The sequence below is a fragment of the Paenibacillus sp. genome (genome assembly GCF_048976745.1).
Lineage (GTDB): Bacteria > Bacillota > Bacilli > Paenibacillales > Paenibacillaceae > Paenibacillus.
The window spans coordinates 46,084-72,658 of the sequence record NZ_JBHGUU010000024.1 but is presented as its reverse complement, the minus strand read 5'-3'; the positions used below and the strand labels follow the sequence as shown (position 1 = coordinate 72,658).

Below are 26,575 nucleotides of genomic sequence, written 5' to 3'. Positions count from 1 at the left end.
TTTGAAGACAAAGTGAGGACACAACATGAACCTGAAGGCAGCCCGAGTCATCGGAATGTTCACGCTAATTATTTTGCTGGGTAGCAGTTCTGCCTATGCGAAGCCTGTACAGAAGAACCGTCAGTATTATGAGGAACGAGGAGAGATCGTGTGGGAGGTTCCTACACAGGATAAACTCATCGCCCTGACCTTTGATGATGGACCAGATCCGATTCAGACTCCCCAAATTTTGGCGTTGCTCAAGCAATACCAAGCCAAAGGAACCTTTTTTGTACTTGGCAAATGGGCAGACAAATTTCCTGAACTGATTAAGCAGGAACAGCTCGAAGGGCATGAAATCGCCAATCATACGTATGCGCACACGTATGCAGTTCGATCAACTAGTGCGGAAAAGTACAGGAAGGATATGAACGAAGCAGAAAGTTCCATCATTGAAGCAGGTGCGGAGCGCCCCTTGTTGTTCAGGCCACCTGGTGGCTATTACAATGACATGGTTATCCAGGCTGCCAAACAAAAAGGGTATACCATTGTACTCTGGTCTTGGCATCAGGATACACGGGACTGGGCTTCTCCAGGTGTATCGGCCATTGTTAAAAAAGTGCTGAATAACGCGCGTAATGGGGATATTGTACTTTTCCACGATAAGGTGAAAGGCAAGTCCCATACGGTAGCTGCACTCCAAACGATCCTGCCAAAGTTACAGCAGCAGGGGTATCGATTCGTGACGGTGTCTGAGCTGCTTGCTGTGAAGGCACGTGAAGCTGCGAAAGATGGGACTGCACCTTCGTCTACTTTGAAGCATGTGCAGCCCTGAACATGCCAATCCAATTAGAAACCGTAGGTCTCAGATGAAGAGACCTGCGGTTTTTTAACTTGGTCTTCATATCAACCATGCAACCAGGCGTAGGGGGTTATTTCCGCGTCCCTTTTGTTTTGTAATCAAAACGTCTACAATAGATGGAGCTTTGTGTTTAAGGGTTATATAGTATACATGGTATGAACCACGATATAGAGGAGAGTGTACATAATGAATGGACAACAACGTGTAAATATTAAACCGGGTCTTGAAGTGGATATTGTACTGAAGCAGGACCAAGCTACAGGTAAGCTGACCCGTGGCATTGTGAAGGATCTATTAACCAAGTCCCCCACGCATCCACACGGAATCAAAGTACGACTGACGAGCGGTCAAGTGGGACGTGTGAAACAGGTCGTTACAGGAGGCTCGAACTAACTGTGACCCAAGGCGGGGAGATGAGTACTACCGCAGAAGTAATGGCATATCTGGCTTCGGGTAATGCACGTCAGCAGGACGCATATCGCGTGTTACAGAGCAGTGGATTGCTTAATATATTAGCTGACTATCACCCATATCCGGCAGGAACTGTACCGATTGATATTGATGTTCCAGGCAGTGATCTGGATCTGCTGTGTTATGCAGAGGATCTGGATGCCTTTGGAGCTGAAATATACAATCGAATCGGAGCCGTTGCTGAATTTCAATGTGTACGTGGTGGGGATCTTCCAGACCAACGTCCATATATGGAAATGCTGCACCTGGCCGAGATGAAACGGGAAGATCTCTGGAACTGGGCGCGTTCACGCACATCATTTTGAAATGGTTTAGCATAACCTTTGGTCAGATCAGAAATATAGCTACAATCGTTGTCACCGTGAGGCCCAGCAGTACAGGCTTCAGGTTGCGTCTTGCAAGTTCAAAAGGGCTGACTCCGCAGATTGCAGCAGCAGGGATCAATGCCCATGGAATCAAGGTTCCACCACCTACCCATATGGCTGCGACCTGACCTAGTGCTGTCAGTACAGGTGCTGAATCTGTCGAACCTGCGAACATGGACGCAATCGAGCCAACCAGCGAAATCCCCGAGAACCCCGAACCATCCATTCCGGTCACTGCTCCGGTTACCGTCATTGTAATAGCGCTCACTGTATCATTCAAGGGCACCAGTCCAGCAAGTGCGACCCCGAGATCATTGACGATCCCGTGCGAACCTTCAGGAAGAGGATTGATGAACAACTCCGTAATTGCAGCATCTCCCAGATAAAAAAACGCAGCTATGGGAATAACCGGTCCAAACACTTTGAAACCAAACTGAAATCCTTCGATTAAATAATTGGTTGTTTCCTCTGGTCCGGCATGACGATGTGCGGCAAGGGTGACAGCGATGAGTATGACCACAGCGGTTCCACCAATCAGAGCCGTAGCGTCGCCGCCTTGCAACTTCAATACAAACATTAGAATCACATCAACTGCGAATAACAGAGGGATAAGTAGAGCGAACACCTTTTGCAGACGGGGTGAAATCACTTGACGTTGAACAGGCTGATTAACGATTAGGGTGGCGGGCACAGCCTCTGATGAGGAAGGATGTTCGGTGCTCACGGTACCTGATATATCGTTTGGGGAATGAACAGGTGAGCCTGATTTCATCTCTTTGTGCAGCATCCAGAAGGCTGTAAGGGTAGATACGGTTCCCATGACAATAACCAAAGGGATGCTGGCCGTCATGACGGAAGTAACGGGCAGACCGGCTGCATCAGCCGTGAGTTTGGGAGCCCCCTGAATAATGTAATCTCCCGACAGTGCAATCCCATGTCCAAACAGGTTCATGGCAATGGCAGCTCCAATGGGAGGAAGACCTACACGCACCGCTACAGGAAGAAGCACTGCACCGACAAGTGCTACGGCCGGGGATGGCCAGAAAAATAGCGATACGACCATCATAATTAATCCGATACCCCAATATGCGACCTGAGGAGAACGGATAAACCGGGTGACGGGTGTCACCATAATCTCATTAATGCCGGTTCTGATCAGAACACGGCTCATGGCCACAATAATCGAGATGATAAAGATCGTACTTAGCAATTCTTTTGTTGCATAGATAAAACTGTTGAAGATTCCTGCAACTGACCCGCTTAAGGTCTCGGTTGCCAGAAGTCCAATGGTCATAATACCCGCAACACAGATGATCGTGGTATCCCTGCGGCGGATCATTATGGCGATGATCAAAACGATATATGCCAGATAGACATAGTGTAATGCAGTGAGTTGAATATTCATCGAACAGGCCTCCCTACATCCTGGTGACAAACCCGAGGAGTGATATATCGTATGCATGTCAAGATCGGGCGTTCGTGGAGTTCGGGGCTTGCCGCAGCATTTATTTTTAGGGAGAAGCTTCAGCGTAATAATGAAGGATTTTTTTTACAACTGGAGAATTTATTACAACATGAAGCTTGTTACGCTTGAAATGGGGCGGATGGAAAGTCATCAGAATTGACATATGAAGGTCACAGGACCCCATAGACAATGGCAAGCAGGGGTGATTACAATAAACATGCCATCATTAAGGAAGAAAATAGAAAAAATATGTTGAACTAAAAGGGCGGGAATCCATAATCCATGAATTTGATCCGTTCACTTCGTTTTAAATTTATTGTGGGCCTTACATTGATCATGCTGCCACTGTTCATGCTGCTTTATTACAATAACGTCTACGCCATGAAAGTTGTACGTGACAAAGTATCCCTCACCAATATGAATCATCTCGCCAAAAGTGTGGAGCAGAATGAACGAGTATTACAGGAGACGAACCGGTATTTATATAGTCTGGGCGAGAGGGACCCGGATATTATCTCTCTGTTTTTTCTGAAATACGGCAGCGGCGATTATATCATTGCAAAGCAACGGATTATGAATAAATTCATGACAGATATCGGTTTTTATAATCTAATCGATTCTTTTTTTCTATATGATGCCGTGAATGATGATCTGCTGCTCGCCACTTCAGGCAATTATGATGTCAAAAAGTCGGTTGTGCAGGAGAGTATGCCGGTCCAGATGCAGCAATTGGAAGGGGATATCCAGAAGCCGGAATGGAGCATCGTACGTGGCGGGACTTGGAATGCATTGGTGAAAACGGTGCGAATCAACCAGCAGTTCTATGCAGGTGCACTTGTCGATATGAATGCACTGAATCATACACAACAATTCACTGAATCCGGAGATCGGGGAGGCGCAGTCATTGTTGGAACTGACGGTGGGGCATTATCGGATTCCACATTGAATACTGCACAGATTCAGCTGGCTGCAGAGCATCTTCCCGGTCTGGAAAATCCGTATCAGGTTATCTCTGAAGTGGTGAACAAGGGAGAAGCACGTCAATATTTGATGTTGGGTATTGCCTCGGCCATGTCCCGGATGAATTATATCGTGCTGTTGCCTGAGGAAGACATGATGCGTAACCTGCCGTTTTTCCAGCAGATCATTCGTCTGCTTCCCATTGGTGCGGCAGTCATTCTGGTTACTGCACTGATCTTTTTAAGACATCTGTTATTCCGCCCGATGAATGCGTTGATCCGAGGTATGAGAAGGGTGAGCCGCGGAGATCTCGATGTGAAGCTGGACCCGCCATCTTCTTCGGAACTTGAATTCATGACACGAAGTTTCAATCAAATGACCAGTGAGATCAGGCATCTGAAGATTGATGTATATGAGGAACAGTTGCGGACGCGGGAGGCAGAGTTCAAACAACTACAGATGCAAATCAATCCTCACTTTTACCTGAATTCACTCAATATTATTCATAGTCTGGCTTCCTTGCAAAAGCATGAGTTGGTGCAGCAAATGGCTGGTCATCTGGCTGATTATTTTCGATTCAGTCTGCGTGCAGGTAAACGTGTTATTCGTCTGGATGAAGAGCTCGAGCACATTCGTCATTACTTGGAAATTCAAAAGCTGAGGTTTCCAAGCCGATTCGATTTTGAACTGGAAGTTGAACCGAATCTGGGACATTATGTAATTCCTCCATTAACCATTCAACCCTTTGTGGAGAATGCCATTATTCATGGATTTCAGCGCCGGACGCAAGCCTTTGTCATTCGGATCGTGGCGAGCCTCGGTGAGAAGTCATCCGGTCAGGTCGATGGGACGGTGCTTCAACTGATGATTGTCGATAATGGTGTTGGATTTGATGAAGAATTGTTAGAGCGTCTGCAACATGGACAATACACTGAGGACCCGAGTGGACAGCATATCGGTATATGGAATGTGGCTCATCGGCTTTTAGTGAAGTATGGTGATCAAGCCAGTTTGCAGTTTGGAAATGAGGCGGATCATGGCGCCAAAGTCACCATTGATTTACCCGCTCAGACCGAAGAGGAAGAAGGGGGAGCCCATGCGGAACCTGTTGATCGTGGATGATGAAGTGTATGCATTACAAGCGATGGTGGAAGGAGTTAACTGGCAAGCAGCAGGCGTCGACCAGGTATTCAGTGCTTGTGATGCCGAAGAGGCAAGAAAGATCTTAAAGTCAAATGCCATTGATATCATGATCTGTGATATCGAGATGCCTGGTGAAACAGGGCTTGACCTGCAGAGCTGGGTGTTGAAACATGATCCAGGCATACTGACCGTTTTCCTGACAGGGCATGCTTTATTCGATTATGCTCAGACAGCCATCAAACTAAACAGCTTTGATTATGTGTTGAAGCCGGCTCCAGCCGATCAATTGATTAAGGTAGTAACCCAGGCGGTGGAGAAGATTAAGGATGGAGAGCAGCGTACCCGTACCAACGAAGTTTATGAGACCGTATACAAACGCTGGAAAACCCATAAACCGCTACTGACAGAACGCTTCTGGAAAGATGCCATCTCTCAGCGTATCACATTAACCAAACAACGGCTGCAAGAGCTTGCAGAATTGTATGGTGCCGAGATTGATCCCCAGGCTCGTGTATTACCCATTGTGATCTCGGTAGAGGAGTGGGTGCGTGAGTTTGACCTGCGTGACGAAGAGGTGCTGGAATATGCGCTCCGTAATGCAGCCAGGGAGATCCTGCTTGGCAACAAGCCGGGTGAGGTGTTTCAGGATCAAAGTGGATTAAATATTGTGCTTGCTTACGAGCAAGACGGCATCATTCCCAGTGCAAACGAAGTGGCACAACGTTGTCAGGGGTATATTCAGGAATGTGGTACGTATTTTTACTGCCGTTTGTCCTGTTATGTTGGTGCTCCGGTTGCTGTAACTGAGCTGCAAGGTATGTTAAATGAACTGATGGATATGGAACGGCGCAATATTAAGGAGCTTGAAGAAGTTTTTGTCTATGATGAGCGGGGAAGAGATCAGGAAGATCGCTTTTTGCCTATTCCATGGTTTTCGGAATTATCCATTCTTTTTGAGACGGGTAAAGTAGGGGACTTGCGAGAACGTGTGGATGAGATTTTTGAGTTACTTGCTGCCCAGGAGGGATTGTCTCCTGAAATGCTGCATCTCTATTATCATGCGATGCTGCATGTGGTCTATCCGCTGCTTCATCAGAAAAACGTGTCCATACGCAGTCTTTATCCGGGTGAACGTGAACCGGAAGAGAGTGTGGTGACGAGGTCATTGCCACAGTTGAAGCAGTGGACGTTGGATCTGATTGATCGTGTGATCCCGGTGTTGTATCCAGACGATCATAGCCCCATGACCATTGTGGATCAGTTGTGCGTTTATATTGAAACTCATATTGGTGAAGAACTTATGCGAGAGGAACTTGCAGCTTTTGCCGGATTCAATCCCGCTTATCTATCTCGTTTGTTTCGGAAAGAAAAGGGGATGTCCCTATCTGAGTTTATCCTGCAGGGCAGAGTAGCTAAAGCGAAAACGTTGCTATCCCAGTCCACCGTCAAGGTGACGGATATCGCTGGCAAGGTGGGGTATTATAATTACTCGCATTTCACCAAAATGTTCAAAAAGTGCACGGGTATAACACCACAGGAGTTTCGTAAACAGTCACGTACCGTATAGTTCAGGGCGCAGCATGCTGCGTCTTTTGTTTTTTTTGGTACTAAAGTCATAATTTGATAAGTCAACAGGTCACCACAGCAGATAGAGGTCTTCCTCGCCCCGCCGTATACTTGAACCACAGGAGCCGCAACGGAGCTTCATCCTGAGGAAGAATTCAAGAGGAGTGAGGGAGAACACGTTATGAAGACACAACCCCAGGCGGGTAAGGGAGTACGGATATCGGAAATACCGGAAGGATCAGTCCGAAAGCGCAAGTCTGTATGGTACAATCTTGGCAAATTCAAGGTGCTGTATCTCATGTTCTTGCCAGGGGTCCTGTTTCTGCTGGTGAACAACTATATGCCGATGTTCGGCGTTCTGATCGCATTCAAAAATGTAAACTATGCTGATGGTATTTGGGGTAGCCCGTGGAGTGGATGGGACAATTTCAAATATTTGTTCTCAACCAGTGATGCATGGGAAATTACCCGAAATACACTCGCGTATAACACCGTGTTTATTGCACTGAATCTCTTTGTAGGTGTCGGGCTTGCTATTCTGCTCAATGAAGTGAAAAACAAGGCCATGTCCAAGTTATATCAATCACTTATGCTGTTGCCGTATTTCCTGTCCATGATTGTGGTCAGTTATCTGGTACTGGCTTTTCTGGGCAAGGATTCAGGATTCATGAACTCAACGATTCTGCAGATGTTTGGCGGTCAGCCGATCGACTGGTATTCGGAGCCGAAGTATTGGCCTTATATTTTGCCACTGGTGAACACATGGAAGAATATTGGATATTATGCCGTCATCTATCTGGCAGCTGTTGTGGGTATCGATGAAGAATATTATGAAGCAGCTGTGCTTGATGGAGCAACCAAATGGCATCAGATCCGCTTCATCACCATTCCGTTTCTCGTCCCATTGATCGTCATTATGACGTTATTGCAGATTGGCCGTATATTCTATGCGGACTTTAGTCTGTTCTACCAGGTTCCATTGGAATCGGGAGCATTGTTCCCGGTAACGAATGTATTGGATACCTATGTATATCGTACGTTCCTTATCGGTGGAGATATTGGAATGTCATCTGCAGCCGGTCTATATCAAGCCATCGTCGGATTTGTGCTGGTTCTTGTATCCAACACTATCGTAAGGCGAATGGATAAAGATAATGCATTATTTTGAGAGGAGGCAAGTCAGCTGTGAAATCACATGATCCATTAGCCGTATCGAAGCGTTCCGCATCTGTTATTCATGCGATGTTTCTATTCTATGCCATTGCCTGTATCGTGCCGATCCTGCTTGTCTTTGCCATCTCATTTTCGGACGAGACAACCGTAGTTGCCAATGGATACAAGCTTATTCCCGAGAAGTTCAGCCTGACGGCTTATGAGTTTCTGTTCAGAGATATGGATCAGATCCTTCACTCGTATGGTATCTCCTTTATTGTTACCGTTGTAGGTACGATTACAAGTGTTGCATTGACCGCATTGTATGCTTATCCGCTCTCGCGGAGAGATCTGCCTTATCGTGGGTGGTTCGCCTTTTTCATCTTTTTCACGATGCTGTTTAATGGAGGTCTGGTGCCCTGGTATCTGGTCTATGTCAACGTGTTGGATCTGAAAAACTCCATACTGGCACTCATTCTGCCTCTACTGCTATCCCCATTCTTTGTACTGGTTATGCGTACATTCTTCGCGAACTCCATCCCGGTGTCCATACTGGAATCGGCTCGGATTGATGGTGCGGGAGAATTAAGAACGTTTGCACGTATCGTACTTCCGCTCTCTCTTCCCGTGATGGCAACCGTCGCGTTGTTCAGTACACTGAATTACTGGAATGACTGGTACCTTAGCATGATTTTTATATCAGATAACCGGACGATCAGCCTTCAGTACCTTATGTACCGGACGCTGCTCGATATTCAATATTTAACAACCAACTCCAACGTCTCTTCACAGATTTCGTCGCAGGGTGGATTGCTGAATCTGCCTAACAAAACGCTGCAAATGGCGATGGCTGTAGTCGGTATTGGTCCAATTGTACTGGCATATCCATTCTTCCAGCGTTATTTCATCAAAGGTCTCACGGTTGGCGCTGTGAAGGGATAACTCTGAACCGGTAGCGGAGTGAGCAAGGTAAATGAAGATGGACTGAAAGGGCATATACAGAAGTGGTTACAGGTTTCATTGTGAATTGGGGAAATCGGTTGTAGGGTTCAACACATGACAGGAGGGGTTCAATTGGTTAGATCATTAAAGGTATGGCCACGTGTGATGGCAACGGTTATGGCGCTGAGCCTGGTGCTGGCAGCGTGCTCATCAGACAAGGGTGGAACAACAACACCTGGCACAGAAGGCGGAGGAGCAAGTGAAGGTGGGGGGAAACCCTATGAAGTGACACTTTTCTACCCAGGGACACCACAGAAGGATGTCGCTCTGGTGGAAGCTGAGATTAACAAAAAGATGGAACCAAAGATCGGGGCCACACTTAAGATCAATGCGGTTGACTGGGGTCAGTGGGATAACAAGCTGAATCTCATGATCTCCTCAGGTGAAAAATCAGACATTATCTTCACAGCAGCTTGGCAGAACTACACGGTGAATGTAGCTAAAGGCGCATTCTTGCCATTGAATGATCTGCTTGATGCACATGGTCAGGATATCAAGAAAAACCTGGACCCTGCCTTTCTGGAAGGTTCCCAGGTGGACGGCGTGAATTATGGCGTTCCTACGAATAAGGAACTCGCAGCCACACGTGGTGTGTTGGTACGTAAAGATCTGGCTGACAAGTATAAGCTGGACCTGACAGCTGTAAAGACATGGGCTGATCTGGAGCCACTGCTCAAAACCATCAAGGAAAACGAACCAGGCATTACACCGTTCTATATGTCCAACACCAATGGTAACGGGCTGTTGGAGAATCTGGATTGGGATTATCTCGGTGACGCTTCCGTACCTGGAGTGATCTCCAAAACGGCAGGCGGAACAACAGTGCTGAATGAAGTGGAGACTCCTGAATTCAAGGAAGCGGCTGAACTCGCCCGCAAGTGGTATCAAGCAGGATATATCAACAGTGATGCGGCTACGTCCAATGTGTTCCCGAAAGACCAGGCGAAGGCTGGAAAAGCATTTCTCTGGACAGATGGCATGAAACCAGGCAAGGATAAAGAAGAAGAAGGGTATGTGGGCTTCCCACTGACTCAGATTGAGATGACACAGCCGACAATCACGACGGGTGATGCATCTGGAGCAATGCTTGCGATCTCACGTTCTTCCGAGCAACCGGAGAAAGCGATGCAGGTCATTAACCTGCTGCATTCCGACAAGGAAATTAACAATTTGCTGAACTTCGGAATTGAAGGCACCCATTATGTGAAAAAAGACGGACAGGATAATATCATCACTCTCCCTGAAGGTGTTGATGCCAACAGTCGTACCTACAACCCAGGTGCCCAGTGGCAGCTTGGTAACCAGTTCCTGAACTTCCTCTGGGATAATGAAGATCCGCAGAAGTGGGAGAAGTTCAAAGAATTTAACGCCAAAGGTGTGAAGTCACCTGCACTGGGCTTTACATTCAACAGCCAATCTGTCAAAAATGAAATTGCTGCGGTCAACAACGTGAACAAACAGTTCAAGCCGGGTATGACATCGGGCGCTGTTGATCCGAATGAGATGATTCCGAAATATCTGGAGAAACTGAAAGCAGCTGGAATTGATAAAATTATTGCTGCCAAACAGGAACAACTCGATGCATTCCTTGCCGAGAAGTAAATGATCATCAGCAATGATGGAGAGACTTGTGTTCCTACAAGCTCTTGTCGGTGGCAAATATGGAGGACGTTTTCGGTGAACAACCGAAGACGTTCTTTTTATTGTTGTTTTTTTGATTTGGATTGTTAATCATAATTAGGAAAAATATGATATAATCAGGTGGTTGATTGGGGGTGTTCGTGTGTCGAGAACCAGACTTGTGTTCTCTGGGGCTTTATTGCTTTTTGCTATCATCTTTACATTTAACCATCATCTTGGTTTTTCTGTTGGAGATACAATACTGTCAGCCATAGGTATATCACCGTATACTACATCGTATTTAAGTGGTGTGCATATCACACTTTTCCTTGGATTGGGGATCTTCGCCTGCGGCTTTTATCTTACTCGCAAAGAGATTGGTCGTTCGTTTCCGGCACTTGCAAAAGGGTTGTGGATTGTTGTCCTTGCTCTTGTTCTCAGTTACTCGTACATGACCGATAAATTCATGTATATAGCCAAGTGGGGTGCTAAAGGTGTAGATGCGGTATCCTATGTGCAAAATGAAAGCTCTTGTACCTTTAACGTGTTGAAAACGGGTGAGACTCGAGCAACCTGTGATCTGACACTCAAAAATTACGGCAGAGATTCCGTATCCGCCGTGTTACTACCTGATCTCGCACGCAGTTATAAGTTTAAGGACGATCCCCTATTGGAAGCTTTACAGTCTGTCCAATTAAGACCCGTACATGTTGAGATTGAACGCCATGGAACGTTTACAGGTACGTTGGAGTTTTACGGGAAAGCAGAATCCCCTCTGTACGTCAGTGGGAAACTTATGGATATTGTGCTGGATGTAGGCGTAGATGGAGCAAATACCGTGTTTGATTACGATATTCCATAGTTGATATTTTTATAGAAAAAAAGAATAATTACATAAACAGAAGTGAAATAAGGTTTGAGTTGAATAGAAAGATATACAATATATACTGAAATCAGGGTGGAGAGCCGGCGAATCGCTGGCTCTTTTTGTGCGTGAAAGTTGCAATTAGTGCAGAAATATTGGTTTTATCTCCTTCCCCCTTGAATTGGTAACGCTTACGCTAGATAATGAATCGGTTTGTCTCAAAAAAATAGTTTGTCTTTACCGCTTACATCATTACAATTAATGTCACGACAAATTAAGACAAGGTGAGATGAAAAGATGTCATATCGGACAAATCTGTTTTCCAAAATGGTCATTCTTATTCTGATTATGCTGATTCCTGTAGTGCTTCTGTACTGGTACTCCAATCACAAAACAACAGCTGTTCTCAGAGATGAGTTGAATCGATCGAATAGTAACCAGCTTGAGTTTTTCCAAAATCAAGTGAACACACACATCGAACTGTTATCCTCATGGCCGAATCTGCTCATACATGATCCGGATATTGCCAGCTTCCGGCGAATCTATGCGGATAGTAACTACTTTGACCTGGATGCAATCAATCTGGTCAAACGTATTCAGAATAAGCTAAGTATTCAGGAAAGCTCATCCAATTGGGCCACGAAGTTATATCTGTACTCTCCTTCGCTGGGCAGGGTCGTCTCCGAAAGGGATGCACGTTCTTACGATAAACAAGCGCTAAGGGAGAATATCAGTTCCGGCTGGGATGTACGCAAAATTCAGGATGGGGAAGATGATCGGTTCATGTTTAGCTGGATTACGGTATCTCCGTACGGTATTAAAGACCCGGCTAATAATGCGGAAACGATTATTAAACTGGAGTTTGATAGTGACAACATTCGGGATATGCTCGACAAATTCAAGGACGATGGCAGACATGATCCGTTCTACTTCCGGGAAGAGTCGGGGGTTATCTATAATCGGACTTCAGATCGTTCATTAACGAATCAGTTGATGGAAGAACTGTCCGCCCATGAACTTCAGGACGTTGATAATCGTACAGTAGTGATCGGGAACGAGCCCTACATGGTCAATACCGTGAAATCCAGCACAACAGGCTGGTATTTGGTGGATTACATGCCCCTGTCAGATATTCTGAAGCCTATTCATCAATCAAACATGCTCTTCTATTCTTCCATGATTTGTTTGTTGTTGATGAGTTTTGGTGTGGCGTACTTGTTATATGTGCAGGTGCAGGTACCAGTGAAACAACTCATTCGCGGGTTCCAGCGGTTGAAGCAGGAAGATTATTCAGTGAGGATTAAGCCGAAGGGCCGCAATGAATTCAGTTTCCTGTCTGAACGGTTCAACTTGATGGTGGAGCAGATACAGCAGTTGTTTGAACACGTTTACCTGGAACAGATTCATGTGCGTGAAGCCCGGTTGAAGCAGCTGCAATCGCAGATTAATCCGCACTTCTTCTATAATTGTTTCTCCTTCATTACGAGTATGGCGAAGCTGAAGCGTATGGACGCCGTTGTAGCGATGTCGCATAACCTCTCCCGATATTATCGGTATACGACAAGACAGGAGCGGGACGTGGTGCCGTTGACAGAAGAGATTGAATTTGTCAGCTGTTATCTGGAGATCCAGCGGATGCGTATGGACCGGATTCATTACAAGATTGATCTGTCTGATGAGATGTTAAGACAGGAGGTACCGCCACTCATCGTGCAACCACTGGTGGAAAATGCGGTGATTCACGGCATCGAAGCGGATGCGGAAGCCGGAGAAATAAGAGTATCCGGGGAAAAACAGGGCGGCGTCATGGTTCTTGTGGTGGAAGATGATGGGCAAGGCATGACACAGGAGGCACGTGAGGCGCTTCTGAATAAGCTCAGGGGAACAATGGATCAGGAGATGGGCTGTGGCTTGTGGAATGTGAATCAGAGACTCCAGCTTCGATATGGGGAGCAGGCAGGGCTTGATATAACGGAATCGGAACTTGGTGGATTACGGGTTACACTGTCGTGGCCTGCTGAACGGGAATTGCTTTTGGAGAACGAAGGATGAGCCTCTGAAATGTCTGGAGCATGATGAATTATTGAATGAATTGCAGAATGAACGAGATAGGGAGTGACTGGCTTGATAGATATACTGCTGGTAGATGATGAAACGTATGTAACAGAAAGTCTGGAACTTACGATCCCCTGGGGAGAGCTTGGAGTAACGACTGTGCTTCGTGCCGCTTCGGGTAAAGAAGCGCTGGAGATTATGGAGGAAAATGCAGTGGATATCGTGGTGACCGATATTCGCATGCCTGGTATGTCCGGACTGGATCTGATTGCAGAAGTAAGCAAACGTTGGTCCCACATTCGCTGTATCTTGCTGACCGGTCACAGTGATTTTACTTATGCGAAGAAAGCGATTCAATTGCAGGCTACGGATTATATCCTGAAACCTGTAAATGATGATGAATTTATGAGCTCCGTGTCGGCAGCCATCACATCTCTTCGCGATGAGTGGGATGAATTCGATAAATATCACCGGCTCTTATACAGTCGGAAGTCTGATTATAAAATTTTACGGGAAAATCTGATGCATGATCTGCTGCTGGGTCGTGAGATCACGGCGCGGGCACTTCGGGAACAACTGCAACAATATGAGATTCATATTGACCCGGAACAATCGGCTGTAATGATGCTGATTCGCCTTACAGGGCGCTTCTCATCAATGGACCAGCAGTCTCTGGACCTGATGGATTTTGCGGTAGGTAATATTGCAGAGGAAGTGCTCGGCGAACAATTTAATGTGTGGTTTGGTCGCGGACCCCATGAGTGTCTGGTGATGTTTTTGCAAAATCAAGAACAGATCGAAGCTCCGCAGATGGACTTGGAGACGTTGAGAATCTCAGCCGAAACTTTCCGTGAGCATGTCATTCGATATTTACAGGGAGATCTGTCCATGGTAGTTACACCGTCATTTCCCTTTAATGAGTTGACAGCAGCTTATCGAAAAAGTCTGGGTTCCCTTGTCCTTTCCGGACCGGAAGAACACAAGATTATATATATGGACATGGATCAGGCACTCAGCAAAAGACCGGAGAATGATGCAACGCAGGCGCTTGAAGAGCTGTACAAACCGCCTGTGCTTCCGCAATTGCTTGAGACCAAGCAATGGGAAGCGGCGGCGCGTAAGCTGAACACGGTCTTTGATGCGGCAGAACAGGTACGATTATCCAGAGAACATGTGTATGAGATGTATCTGTCGGTAACCAATGCATTCATGTATATCGCCCATAAACAGGGCCATCTGGTGCATGAGATTGATCATGCGGGATTCGATTTGCTCCTTGCCCATCAGTTGATTCAATCACCCGAGAAGCTGCGGCGTTGGGCCACCGAGATGCTGGCGAAGCTTCAGGAAGAGTTGTCCGATCAGGAGGGCGTGCAGAGCCGTAGACATGTCATCAAGCAGGTTCAGGAACTGGTTACAAGAGATACTGGACAGGATCTGTCCGTGAAGATGATTGCGGACAAGGTATATTTGCATCCCGTATATCTATCGAAAATTTACAAGGCAGAGACAGGGGAAGGTCTTGGGGACTACATGATTCGTATGCGCATGGAGCGTGCTCTGTATCTGCTTAAGAATAGCAACAAAAAAATATACGAGATTACGAGTGAACTTGGTTATCAAAATCCGCAATATTTCAGCAAAATGTTCAAAAAACACTATGGTATGACACCCAATGAATTTCGGGATCAGGCATAATTACAACAACATTCCAGAATATAGGTTGGCAAAGGTGCAGAAATCTTGATTTCGTATCATAGGCTCAAAGGCCTGGTCAGCCTATAATGAAAGGGTAACCAAAACGATTTGAGGGGGAACAACATGAGAGCGCAATCAACGAAAAAGAGATTCTTGACGCTTCTCGCTACAACGCTAAGTCTAACTGTCGTTCTTGCAGGATGTTCAGGAGGCAGTGGAGGCGGAGATAGTGCAACACCAGGTACATCTGGAACCCAGAACGAATACAAAGAAAAGTATGATCCGGAAGTAACCATTACAACAGCATGGGGAATCGATCCTGAGCTGAAGTTTAAAAATGGTGAATCCATGGAAAATAACGTGGCTACCAAGTGGGCCAAGGAAAAATTCGGGATTAATATCAGCGCGCTCTGGTCTGTAACAGACACCAACAGTGCGTTTGCAACCAAACTTCGTCTGGCTATGTCCTCCGGACAGGAAATGCCGGATATCGTGACGATCGGGAGTGCTGACAATCTCGTCGCTCAAGACTTAATCGACTCTGGCATGTACGAAGAAGTCGGTCCACTGTTCGACAAATATGCTTCAGACACATGGAAAAAAGCGATGGAGCAAGATCCTAACGTCTGGAACCAATATAGTCGTGATGGCAAAAGAATGGGTATCCCTGTTTTGGACTACGCATACAACAATGATTACTTGCTCTGGATTCGCCAGGATTGGCTGGACAAGTTGAATCTGAAAGCTCCAAAAACAATCGATGAGCTGGAAACCGTTATGGAAGCATTCAAAAACAATAACCCGGACGGCTTGGCTCCTGAAAAAGTCACTCCGCTCAGCGTTGGTTTCAAAACATCCATGAACACATGGATGGGAGATGTATCCTGGATCTTTGGTGCATATGGCACCTTGCCTCAACAATGGAATCTGGATGCGGATGGCAAGTTGGAGTATGGCTCCATCAATCCAGGCATGAAGCAAGGTCTGACCAAATTGAGCGAATGGCTCAAAAAAGGATATATCCCGCAGGAAGCAGCGCTATGGGATGAGAACAAAACAGCAGAGCCAGCAGTTGCAGGAACGGCAGGTATTATTCCAGGACCTTACTGGATGAGTGGATGGCCACTTCTTGATACAGTGAAAAATGTACCGAGTGCGGTATGGAAACCGATTGAAATTCCTACCGGTCCTGAAGGAAAAGCGATGCGTCACGGAACACAGTTCGTTAATGGTGTTACATTGATCAAAAAGGATATGGCACACCCAGAAGCATTCTTTACGTACCAGAACTACCTGTTCGACAATTATGCAGATCCGGCACCAGGCAGCCCTTATGATAACGGTCTGTTTGCAGGCTATGACTACCAATTGGATGAAAATGGAAAACAAATGCCGATTGACCAGATCGAAGGCGGATACGTGAACGTTGTACGTTATTTGCTTGTGCGCGACGGTGCGCGTATTCCAGATGCCCAGATGAAAGCACTTCTGAACTTGGCGGATGGCAAAGAGCCTGAAACGAAGCTTGAGAAAGATGTTGCTGTCAATTACGGTAAAGAAACACCAGCAGCAGCGAAAGTGTTGCTGAGCCAAGAAGAAATTTCCTTCAAGAACATGTTCACAGGTCCAACAACGCAGACAATGAAATCCAAATTGGACTATTTGAACAAAATCGAGAATCAAGCATTTAACGAAATTATCTATGGCAAAAATCCGGCTGATGCGTTTGATACATTTGTACAAACGTGGAAATCCGGTGGTGGAGATCAAATCACACAAGAGGTCAATGCGTGGTATGACGGTGTGAAAAAATAGTGTTAAGCAGCGCCCAGACGAATAACGTCTGGGCGTTTTTTATGTTTATTCAAGCTGAGGCAAAGTGGTTGAATTTGTGCCATTTATATTGCTTTTATGTGCTGTTTGGACCCTGTAAAAGGTTGATATAATCGCATTATAAGCCACTCAGGGAGTACTTGAGTAGGAAGAAATACAGGGGGAGCAATCATGAGAACTTTGAAACGTACTTGGCCATTCCACGTAATGCTGCTGCCAGCGATCGTCTTTCTGATCATCTTCAGTTATGTGCCTATGGGCGGGATCATTATGGCATTCCAGAACTACAAGCCATGGCTTGGAATTAGCGGTTCTGAATGGGTCGGGCTGGACAACTTTAGATATTTGTTTGAACGTGAAGACAGCTTACAGGTTATCTGGAACACATTGATTATTGCTGTGCTTAAACTGATTTTTAATCTATTTGTTCCATTTGTTTTTGCCATTCTTTTGAATGAGGTTCGCAAGATGGCTATACAGCGAACGATTCAAACACTTGTCTATTTACCTCACTTCTTGTCCTGGGTCATTCTGGGCGGGATTTTGATTGATCTGTTGTCAACAGGCGGCTTGGTTAACCGGGTTCTGGGGACCTTTGGACTCGGGCCGTACTTCTTCCTGGGAGACAACAGCTGGTTCCGATCTACGGTCATTCTGACAGATGTGTGGAAGGAATTTGGCTATAACATGATTGTCTTTCTGGCTGCCCTTGCCGGAATTAATCCAGCATTGTACGAAGCAGCGGAGATTGACGGAGCAGGACGCTGGAAACAGACACTGCACATTACCATTCCTTCGCTTGTACCGATGCTGATGGTTGTGGGAACACTGGCACTTGGTAACGTTCTGAATGCCGGATTTGACCAGATTTTCAACCTGTACAACCCGCTCGTATATCAAACGGGTGACATCATAGATACCTTCGTATATCGTTCTGCGATGCAAAACGGTGAGATGGGCTTCGCAACAGCGATCGGATTATTCAAATCGGTCATTAGCATGATCTTGATTCTTGTATCGTACAGCTTAGCCAAAAAATACGCTGGATACCGCATATTCTAATCGAATGAACAGAGAAAGAAGGGACCACGATGTATCATAAATCCTTGCCTTATCGCGTGTTTAATATAGTCAATACCTGCTTTCTGATTCTGATTGCCATCATGTGTATCATACCGATGGTTCACGTACTCGCAGTATCCTTTAGTACAAAGGCTGCTGCCGATGCCAATCTGGTCAATCTCTGGCCCGTAGGCTTCTCCCTTGAGGCATACAAAAAAACGATGAACAATCCAATTTTCTTGAACTCGCTCTGGATCTCACTTCTACGTACAGTGATCGGTACAGCTATCACCTTGCTGATTACGTTCCTGGCGGCATATCCGTTGTCCAAAGAGAATAGTGAGTTCAAAGGCAGAACGATTTACTCCTGGATTTTCGTATTCAGCATGATTTTCAACGGGGGATTGGTGCCATTCTACATGGTTATCCAGAAGATCGGATTGATGGATTCCTTCTGGGTACTGGTACTGCCGGGGGCGGTTAACACCTTCCTTGTCATCCTGATGCTGAACTTCTTCCGCGGTATTCCAAAAGAGCTGGAGGAAGCGGCGCTGATGGATGGAGCTAACCACTTCAGAACATTGTTCAGTATCTTCCTTCCCATTTCGATGCCGTCCATTGCAACCATTGCATTGTTCAGTATGGTGTTCCACTGGAATTCCTGGTTTGATGGATTGCTCTACATGAATAACGCGAAGGATTACCCACTTGCTACCTTTATGCAAACGGTCATTATTGGACGTGATATGAGTAGCATGAGCATGAATCCAAAAGAAATGGAAGCTCTCTCTCAAACGACGGTAAGAGCAGCTCAGATCTTCATCGGAAGTGCACCAATCTTGATTGTGTATCCTTTCCTGCAACGTTTCTTTGTCAAAGGTATGACGTTGGGCTCAGTTAAAGGCTGAGCCTGTACCCCAAATTAATGGAGGTTGATACAGTGAGCAATTTGACGGAAAAGACATTCGTTCTGGGAATGGATGTGTCTTTTATGGATGAGATCGAACAGCATGGCGGGAGTTACAGTGATGTGGATGGCAAGGAACAAGACTTGCTGTCCATCCTGAAGTTCAATGACACGAACGCGATACGACTTCGAATCTGGAATGATCCTGTTGGTGGGTTCTGCAATCTGGAGCGGACGGTGGAGGTAGCCAAACGGATCAAGGAGCAGGGCTTGAAATTTTTGCTTGATTTCCATTACTCTGATCGTTGGGCTGACCCAGCCAACCAATGGAAGCCAAAAGCATGGGAGAATCTGTCCTATGAAGAGCTTCAACGTGCGGTATGCATGTATACGGCTGATGTTCTGAGAACGTTGAAGGAACACGATGCGCTTCCAGACATGGTGCAGGTCGGTAACGAGATTACGCCAGGCATGTTATGGGATGAGGGGCGTGTCGGTGGAGAAGAGCATGATACGGATGAACAGTGGGAGCGTTTTGCAGGCCTTGTAAAGTACGGAATTGCTGCAGTCAAATCCGTTGACCCGGATATACAGATCATGATCCATATTGATCGTGGTGGAGATAACGCCGAGAGCCGCAAGTTTTATGATCGCTTTGAAGCGCTGGGTGTGGAGTTCGATATCATTGGTCTCTCGTATTACCCTTGGTGGCATGGCACGCTTGATGCGTTACGTGATAATCTTCATGATCTGGCTGAGCGTTATGGCAAGCCGATCAATGTCGTTGAAACCGCTTATCCATGGACGCTGGAGCAGCCGGAAGGCAAGGAATGGATTTTGAATCAAGAAGAATTGTTGTTGCCAGGATACCCTGCAAGTGTAGAGGGACAGACCCAATATCTGAAGGATCTATTGCAGATTATCCGTGAAGTTCCTGGTGGTTTGGGGCACGGATTCTATTATTGGGAACCTGCCTGGATACCAAGCAAAGAAGAATGGTCCGTTGGACATCCGAATAACTGGGGCAACCTCACCATGTTTGATTTTAAAGGTCGCAAGTTGGAATCGTTTACAGCGCTGGCTGCTGCAGAAGAATCCGTCGTGACATACGTGTAATATCGTTGTATTCAATAAAAATTGTAATTCAAAAAGCAAGGGAGTTGTCCTTATGACATACAAATTTCCACCTGTAAGTTCCAAAGCCCCGCACATGTTGCATGGCGCAGACTATAACCCGGAGCAGTGGCTCCGCTATCCTGAAGTGTTGGAAGAAGATATTCGCTTGATGAAGCTTGCCAAGTGTAACGTGATGTCCATTGGTATCTTCTCATGGGTATCTCTTGAGCCGGAAGAGGGCGTATACACGTTTGAATGGCTGGATCAGGTTTTGGATCGTTTTGCAGCGAATGGCATCTATGCCTTCCTGGCTACACCAAGTGGTGCGAGACCTGCCTGGATGTCCGCGAAGTACCCGGAAGTGCTCCGTGTATCCGAGAATCGTGTTCGCAATCTGCATGGTTTCCGTCACAACCATTGTTATACTTCCCCGGTATACCGTGAGAAGGTTACTGCGATCAACACAAGACTGGCAGAACGTTATTCGGATCATCCGGCTGTAATCGGTTGGCATATCTCGAACGAGTTCGGCGGAGACTGTCATTGTGATTATTGCCAGGAAGCGTTCCGTGGTTGGGTTCAGAAGAAGTATCAAACCCTTGATGAACTGAACCATTCGTGGTGGACCACATTCTGGAGCCATACGGTTACAGACTGGAGTCAAGTGGAATCTCCAGCTCCACACGGTGAGACACAGGTTCACGCGATGAATCTGGATTGGCGCCGTTTCGTTACGGATCAGACAGCTGATTTTATTGTGCATGAAACGAAACCTTTGAAAGCTCAGAATCCTGATCTGCCAGTCACAACCAACCTGATGGAATTCTATGGCGGTCTGAACTATTGGAAGTTCGCGGACATTCTGGATTTCCTCTCCTGGGACAGTTATCCGACTTGGCATGATGCAGATGACGACGCAAAACAGGCATCCCGAATTGCAATGATGCATGACATTGTTCGTTCCATCAAAGGCGGTCAGCCGTTCTTGCTGATGGAGAGTACGCCAAGTTCGACGAATTGGCAAGACGTCAGCAAGCTGAAAAAACCGGGCATGCATCTGCTTTCTTCTCTCCAGGCTGTAGCACACGGTTCTGATAGTGTTCAGTACTTCCAGTGGAGAAAGAGCCGGGGGTCCAGTGAGAAACTTCATGGTGCGGTGGTAGACCACGTTGGAACGGAACATACTCGCGTGTTCCAGGATGTGACCGACGTAGGTACGGCTCTTACAGGCATGGAAGCGATTGTTGGAACAGCGGTTCCGGCAGAAGTTGCAATCATTTTTGATTGGGAAAACCGCTGGGCCGTTAACGATTCACAGGGGCCGCGTAATATCGGTGTGAAATATGAGCAGACGGTGGAAGAGCATTATGAAGCGTTTTGGAAAAAAGGAGTCGCTGTAGACGTTATCGATATGGATGCAGATCTGTCCAAGTACAAGTTGTTGATTGCTCCAATGCTCTATCTGGTACGTGAAGGTGTTGGCGAACGCATTGAGAAGTTCGTAGAACAAGGCGGTACGTTTGTAGCCACTTACTGGTCTGGTATTGTAAACGAAAACGATCTGTGTTTCCTGGGTGGATTCCCAGGCCCACTGCGGAAGACACTTGGCATCTGGTCCGAGGAAATTGACGGATTACATGATCGTGATCTGAACGGAATTATCCCTGAGCAGGGTAATGAGCTCCAGCTCAGTGCAGCATATGATGCAATTGAACTGTGTGATCTGATCCATTTGGAAGGCGCGAAGTCCCTGGCTACGTACCGTTCTGACTTCTATGCCGGACGCCCGGCATTGACGGTTAACCAGTTAGGTTCAGGGAAAGCATACTACGTGGCGACACGTCTGAAAGCACCATTCTATGATGATTTCTATGCTAAGCTAATCACTGACTTGAACATTGAGCGTGGACTTGAAACAGAGCTGCCTGCCGGAACAACGGCACATACCCGTACAGATGGCACTGCTGATTATGTGTTTGTGCAGAACTACACACCCGATGAGAAGCGGGTTGAATTGGACGGACAGTCCTACACGGATCTGCTCAGTGGTGATGCTGTGGAATCAAGTCTTAGCTTGAATCCATATGACATTTGTGTCCTGCGCAGACCGGCTGCCCGGAAATAATATAGGTTCATCCTTACTTTATAAAGATTTAAGATAGACAAAGAGTGCCCTGAACGCCTGAGATTGGTGTTCAGGGCATCTTTTTTATTTTATATATTTGGCGGTTGAACCACTTTTTCTGGACAAGATAAAGGATAAACGTGTCCGCGCAGCGAAGACAAACAGGTAACTTGTAACTCAAGACTTTCAGTCTGGGAGGAATGGAAATGAATCAAAGAAATCTGGATGGTAACAGCATCATTATTCGACTGGAAATGACAACTAAGGATATCAAGTTTGGCGAAGTGGCCTCGGCCATCTCGGAAGCTGGGGGAGACATCATTGCCATCGACGTGATTTCCACCAATCAGGATGTAAGCGTACGCGACTTGACGGTCGCTGTTACAGATGCGCAAGATAACAGTAAAATTATAGAAGGGGTGCGCCAGCTTAAAGGTGTGTCCATTATTAATGTATCGGATCGAACGTTCCTGCTTCATCTGGGCGGTAAGATCGAAGTAACACCCAAAACCCCGATTCACAACCGGGAAGATCTGTCACGTGTGTACACCCCGGATGTGGCTCGTGTATGTTCGGCCATTTCAGAAGAACCCGGCAAAGCCTTCTCATTGACGATTAAACGGAATACAGTGGCCGTCATATCGGATGGCAGTGCAGTGTTAGGACTTGGTAATATTGGTCCTCGTGCAGCGATGCCCGTCATGGAAGGTAAAGCGATGTTATTCAAACAGTTTGCGGGTGTGGATGCTTTCCCAATCTGCCTGGACACACAGGATACCGAGGAAATCATACGTACTGTGAAAGCGATATCACCTGGTTTTGGCGGCATTAATCTGGAGGATATCTCGTCACCGCGTTGTTTCGAAATTGAACGTCGTCTGAATGAGGAATTGGACATTCCGGTGTTTCATGATGACCAGCATGGCACAGCGGTTGTGTTATATGCCGGTCTGATCAATGCGCTCAAACTGGTGGGCAAATCCATTGAAGATGTGAAGATTGTGGTCTGTGGTATCGGTGCAGCAGGTGTAGCATGCAGCAACATATTATTGTCTGCGGGAGCCAGCCGGCTTATAGGTGTCGATCGTGAGGGTGCGATAGTACGGACACAAACCTATGAGAATGAAGTCTGGAGCGACTATGCAGCTCGTACTAACCCGGAACTGGAAACTGGCTCGCTGCGTGATGTCATCCGTGGAGCTGACGTGTTCATTGGCCTGTCCCGCGGGAATCTGTTAACGCGTGAAGATGTGCAGACCATGGCAGAAGATCCAATCGTGTTTGCGATGGCAAACCCGGTACCTGAAATCATGCCTGCCTTGGTGGAGGATATTGTAGCGGTAATGGCAACAGGACGATCCGATTATCCGAATCAGATCAACAACGTGTTATGTTTCCCAGGCATCTTCAGGGCGGTTCTGGATTGCCGAGCCACCGAAATTAATGAAGAAATGAAGCTGGCAGCGGCTCAAGCGATTGCTTCGGCCATCACGGACGAAGAACGTACACGTTATTATATTATTCCGAGTGTGTTCAATGATAAAGTGGTCAAATCGATGCGCAGTCGCGTAATTGAAGCCGCTGTTAAAACGGGTGTCGCACGACGTATTCCTCGTGAACAGGCCCGTGAAGGCGGGGAATCGTAAGATGTCAGAAATAGATGGAATAACAGCAGGAGAGGCTGTTCTGCAAGCCGCCCGATCTTTTGTTCAAGGTGACTCTTCCAAGCATAGTGATGGTCATGACTGGCCACACATCGAACGGGTGACTGCACTTGCGGTCGAACTTGCTCATCGCATGGGTGCAGATCCATATGTCTGCGAACTGGCCGCATTATTACATGATGTACCGGATGAGAAGCTGAATGAGAGCTTGGAAGCCGGGATGGCCAAACTGAATGACTGGCTGGATACCCAGCCTCTTGACCCGGATATACGTAATAAGGTTGTCGGTATTATTAGCACCATCTCCTATGCAGGAGGCCAGCGTCCTGCAGTCAGTTCGCTTGAAGCACAGGTTGTACAGGATGCGGATCGACTGGATGCACTGGGTGCGATTGGGATCGCGCGAACCTTTGCCTTTTCGGGGGCCAGAGGGCGCGAGATGTACGATCCGTCCCTTCCCCCACGGGAGCAGATGACCCGTGAGGAATATCGCAATGGGCGCAGCACAACGATTAATCATTTTTACGAGAAGTTGTTTAAGCTCAAGGATCTGATGAATACTTCCTACGGCAAGGAACTGGCGGAACAGCGACATGATTATATGGAGCAGTTCGTGGAACAGTTCAAAAGGGAATGGGAGGGCACGGACCGCTAAGCAGACACAATAAGCATGCGTTCCACAGCGTATACCAAGTAACGGAGGCGAATCTTTGAAGTGGTGAAAATCCATTTTGAAGATTTGCTTCTTTTTGGGTTAATAATGTGTATTAACATACATAAATGAAACCATCTCATACTACCTCTGACTTATGACATGGCAACGGAAGACCTTACATGGTACAATAAATCGTTCTCCTGAATGAATTCAGGCAAAAAAAGAAATATGGGGTAATAATGAAAATGATCATCACATGTAAAATTTCAGGTTCGGTAAAGAGGAGGGGTCAACACCATGTCGTTTGGTGCACGTGTACTTAAGACGGGGATTGCGGTCACGCTTGCCTTGTACCTAAGCAGCCTGTTCTTGAACCCGCAATCTCCCGTGCCCGCCGCAATCGCGGCTATATTCGCCATGCAGCCTTCCATCTATCGTTCCTGGAAATATTTCCTGGATCAGCTGCAGACCACCACGCTCGGAGCTATTGTGGCTCTGGTGGGAGGCATGGTGTTATCCAATGAGCCAATCGCTGTTGGATTAATTATCGTGCTCGTCATCATGATTTGTCTTAAATTGAATATGGGTGAGACGGTTGGTCTGACTCTGGTCACGGTTGTATCCATTATGGAAGCTTCAGGTGACTGGCATTTTGCACTCAATCGTTTTCTGTTGACACTGGTTGGTATTGTATCGGCGTTTCTTATTAATATTACGGTATTTCCTCCGAAACCAAAGATTCAGTTCGTGAAGCAGATCCATAGTGTCTTCAGTGGTATGTCGTTGCTTCTGCGAACCTCGATCTCGGATGAGATCAAAGAAGTGGTATTCCGCGAGGAGAAAAACAACCTGGGCGGTTCGATCAAGTCTCTGTCCGACAAGTATAACTTGTTCGAAGAGGAACAGAAAAAGATGAAACGTTCGAAATTCAGCGAAACTCGGCAGATGGTGGTCTACAAACAAATGTTGCTGAGTCTGCAAAAAGGGTATGAGGTGCTGGATTCGGTGGAACGCCACTATTTCCAGGCACCACGGACAACGGCCATGGATCAGTTTTTTGATTCACATCTTGAACTGGTGATCAAATTCCATGAGCATGCACTGCTTAAGTTCGAGGATAAGCTGAAACCTAATGGGGAAGAGGCCGCACAGTTTGTATTGGATAATGACCGTTTCATGGAGCAGGCGATCACCCAGTTTGATATCAACAAGGAAGGGATGTTACGATTGTCCATCGTGGCTGCTGCGATCTATGATTACGGATATCAGTTGGAACGTTTGAATCGACTTGCCGAACATGTGCATAGCTCCAGTGAAGACAAAGAATCACAGGATAAAATCTTGAATTGGCTCAAGTGGCCTTAGGCATGATTCGAAATCAAAATTAGACTTTTGAACAACCTCTAAATGCGAATTGCGTATCTGCTTCGTGATCAGATACAATGGAACTACAACATTGCCCGGACCATCGTGTCCGGGTTGTTTTGTCATACATAGGGATGAATGGCATGAATGAATATTTACGAACTGAGGGATAGAGATATGATTATAGAGAAATTGGACGCTGAACTAATGGAGTGGTTGAGTGGGACAAATCTGGAGCATAAACAGCATGAAGCCATGCAATTGCTGACCGTATCTGAGGATGAGTGGCCGCATCAGGCGATGATTAGTATGGGGGAAGTGGTTGCGTTAAGTCCGCATCAGCTCAGACTGGCTCTATGGCAGGGTACACAGACGAGTATGAACATGAGCAAAACAGGCAAGGCTACCTTGATTGCGGTTCAAGGACAGCGATTGTTGCATATCCGTATAGAAGTAGAAAGACTGCCTGAGATGAAGGGTGCTGTTCATCCGAGAGATCGCTTTGAAGCACAAGTGCTCCATATACGTGTGGATCACGCGCCTTATGCGGAGATCACTTCAGGCATAACCTTTCAATTAAAAGATGAACTTGGAGCGATTACACGCTGGAAAGAGACGATTGAAGAATTACGAAAATAAGCATGA

The 26,575-nt window shown here is 46.5% G+C and carries 21 protein-coding genes; 20 read left to right on the top strand and 1 reads right to left on the bottom strand.

Annotation, left to right across the window (positions count from 1 at the left end; all coding sequences use genetic code 11):
* The first annotated feature begins 25 nt into the window (after positions 1–25).
* The 3 genes from ACE3K2_RS26195 (at position 26) to ACE3K2_RS26185 (ending at position 1,617) form a co-directional block, all read left to right on the top strand.
* Complete coding sequence (locus ACE3K2_RS26195) at positions 26–814, top strand: polysaccharide deacetylase family protein (protein ID WP_421897029.1); 789 nt, start codon at positions 26–28, stop codon at positions 812–814.
* Positions 815–1,027: 213 nt separating this feature from the next.
* Positions 1,028–1,234, top strand: coding sequence for a YwbE family protein (locus ACE3K2_RS26190; RefSeq protein WP_421897026.1), 207 nt, complete (start codon positions 1,028–1,030; stop codon positions 1,232–1,234).
* 20 nt (positions 1,235–1,254) lie between these two features.
* The gene (locus tag ACE3K2_RS26185) at positions 1,255–1,617 is read left to right on the top strand and encodes a DUF4269 domain-containing protein (RefSeq protein WP_421897023.1); all 363 of its coding nucleotides are present in this window, start codon (positions 1,255–1,257) and stop codon (positions 1,615–1,617) included.
* 22 nt (positions 1,618–1,639) lie between these two features.
* On the opposite strand, the gene ACE3K2_RS26180 is transcribed toward ACE3K2_RS26185, so the two are convergent.
* Positions 1,640–3,082, bottom strand: a complete 1,443-nt coding sequence (locus ACE3K2_RS26180) for a hypothetical protein (RefSeq protein ID WP_421897020.1) — start codon at positions 3,080–3,082, stop codon at positions 1,640–1,642.
* 342 nt (positions 3,083–3,424) lie between these two features.
* On the opposite strand from ACE3K2_RS26180, the gene ACE3K2_RS26175 reads away from it, so the two are divergent.
* From ACE3K2_RS26175 to ACE3K2_RS26095, 17 genes are all read left to right on the top strand, one after another.
* On the top strand, positions 3,425–5,224 hold the full coding sequence (locus ACE3K2_RS26175) for a sensor histidine kinase (RefSeq protein ID WP_421897017.1): 1,800 nt from the start codon (positions 3,425–3,427) through the stop codon (positions 5,222–5,224).
* Positions 5,199–6,812: a response regulator transcription factor gene (locus tag ACE3K2_RS26170; protein ID WP_421897014.1), complete on the top strand. Its 1,614-nt coding sequence runs from the start codon at positions 5,199–5,201 to the stop codon at positions 6,810–6,812. The genes ACE3K2_RS26175 and ACE3K2_RS26170 overlap by 26 nt, the downstream gene beginning before the upstream one ends.
* Before the next feature lie 180 nt (positions 6,813–6,992).
* Positions 6,993–7,979 carry an ABC transporter permease gene (locus tag ACE3K2_RS26165; RefSeq protein WP_421897011.1) on the top strand — a complete coding sequence of 329 codons (987 nt, stop codon included), beginning with the start codon at positions 6,993–6,995 and terminating at the stop codon, positions 7,977–7,979.
* 17 nt (positions 7,980–7,996) lie between these two features.
* Entirely contained in the window at positions 7,997–8,905 is a 909-nt protein-coding gene (locus ACE3K2_RS26160; RefSeq protein WP_278295813.1) for a carbohydrate ABC transporter permease, read from the top strand.
* 132 nt (positions 8,906–9,037) lie between these two features.
* Positions 9,038–10,567, top strand: coding sequence for an ABC transporter substrate-binding protein (locus ACE3K2_RS26155; protein WP_421897008.1), 1,530 nt, complete (start codon positions 9,038–9,040; stop codon positions 10,565–10,567).
* A 181-nt stretch (positions 10,568–10,748) separates the two neighbouring features.
* The gene (locus tag ACE3K2_RS26150; protein ID WP_421897005.1) at positions 10,749–11,447 is read left to right on the top strand and encodes a hypothetical protein; all 699 of its coding nucleotides are present in this window, start codon (positions 10,749–10,751) and stop codon (positions 11,445–11,447) included.
* A 300-nt stretch (positions 11,448–11,747) separates the two neighbouring features.
* Positions 11,748–13,502 (top strand): sensor histidine kinase, encoded by a 1,755-nt coding sequence (locus ACE3K2_RS26145; RefSeq protein WP_421897003.1) that lies wholly within the window; start codon positions 11,748–11,750, stop codon positions 13,500–13,502.
* 72 nt (positions 13,503–13,574) lie between these two features.
* The gene (locus ACE3K2_RS26140; protein WP_421897000.1) at positions 13,575–15,203 is read left to right on the top strand and encodes a response regulator transcription factor; all 1,629 of its coding nucleotides are present in this window, start codon (positions 13,575–13,577) and stop codon (positions 15,201–15,203) included.
* A gap of 123 nt (positions 15,204–15,326) precedes the next feature.
* Positions 15,327–17,018: a sugar ABC transporter gene (locus ACE3K2_RS26135; protein WP_421896995.1), complete on the top strand. Its 1,692-nt coding sequence runs from the start codon at positions 15,327–15,329 to the stop codon at positions 17,016–17,018.
* Positions 17,019–17,207: 189 nt separating this feature from the next.
* Positions 17,208–18,098 (top strand): ABC transporter permease, encoded by an 891-nt coding sequence (locus tag ACE3K2_RS26130; protein WP_339303067.1) that lies wholly within the window; start codon positions 17,208–17,210, stop codon positions 18,096–18,098.
* Positions 18,099–18,127: 29 nt separating this feature from the next.
* Positions 18,128–19,006 carry a carbohydrate ABC transporter permease gene (locus ACE3K2_RS26125; RefSeq protein ID WP_091032085.1) on the top strand — a complete coding sequence of 293 codons (879 nt, stop codon included), beginning with the start codon at positions 18,128–18,130 and terminating at the stop codon, positions 19,004–19,006.
* 32 nt (positions 19,007–19,038) lie between these two features.
* The gene (locus ACE3K2_RS26120) at positions 19,039–20,121 is read left to right on the top strand and encodes a glycoside hydrolase family 53 protein (protein WP_421896991.1); all 1,083 of its coding nucleotides are present in this window, start codon (positions 19,039–19,041) and stop codon (positions 20,119–20,121) included.
* 52 nt (positions 20,122–20,173) lie between these two features.
* Positions 20,174–22,246: a beta-galactosidase gene (locus tag ACE3K2_RS26115; RefSeq protein ID WP_421896988.1), complete on the top strand. Its 2,073-nt coding sequence runs from the start codon at positions 20,174–20,176 to the stop codon at positions 22,244–22,246.
* A 206-nt stretch (positions 22,247–22,452) separates the two neighbouring features.
* Positions 22,453–23,892 carry an NAD-dependent malic enzyme gene (locus ACE3K2_RS26110; RefSeq protein ID WP_315936401.1) on the top strand — a complete coding sequence of 480 codons (1,440 nt, stop codon included), beginning with the start codon at positions 22,453–22,455 and terminating at the stop codon, positions 23,890–23,892.
* A 1-nt stretch (position 23,893) separates the two neighbouring features.
* Positions 23,894–24,565, top strand: a complete 672-nt coding sequence (locus ACE3K2_RS26105; protein WP_421896985.1) for an HD domain-containing protein — start codon at positions 23,894–23,896, stop codon at positions 24,563–24,565.
* Between the two features lie 297 nt (positions 24,566–24,862).
* Positions 24,863–25,930 (top strand): FUSC family protein, encoded by a 1,068-nt coding sequence (locus ACE3K2_RS26100; RefSeq protein WP_421896982.1) that lies wholly within the window; start codon positions 24,863–24,865, stop codon positions 25,928–25,930.
* Positions 25,931–26,077: 147 nt separating this feature from the next.
* On the top strand, positions 26,078–26,569 hold the full coding sequence (locus tag ACE3K2_RS26095; RefSeq protein ID WP_421896979.1) for a pyridoxamine 5'-phosphate oxidase family protein: 492 nt from the start codon (positions 26,078–26,080) through the stop codon (positions 26,567–26,569).
* Positions 26,570–26,575: the final 6 nt, after the last annotated feature.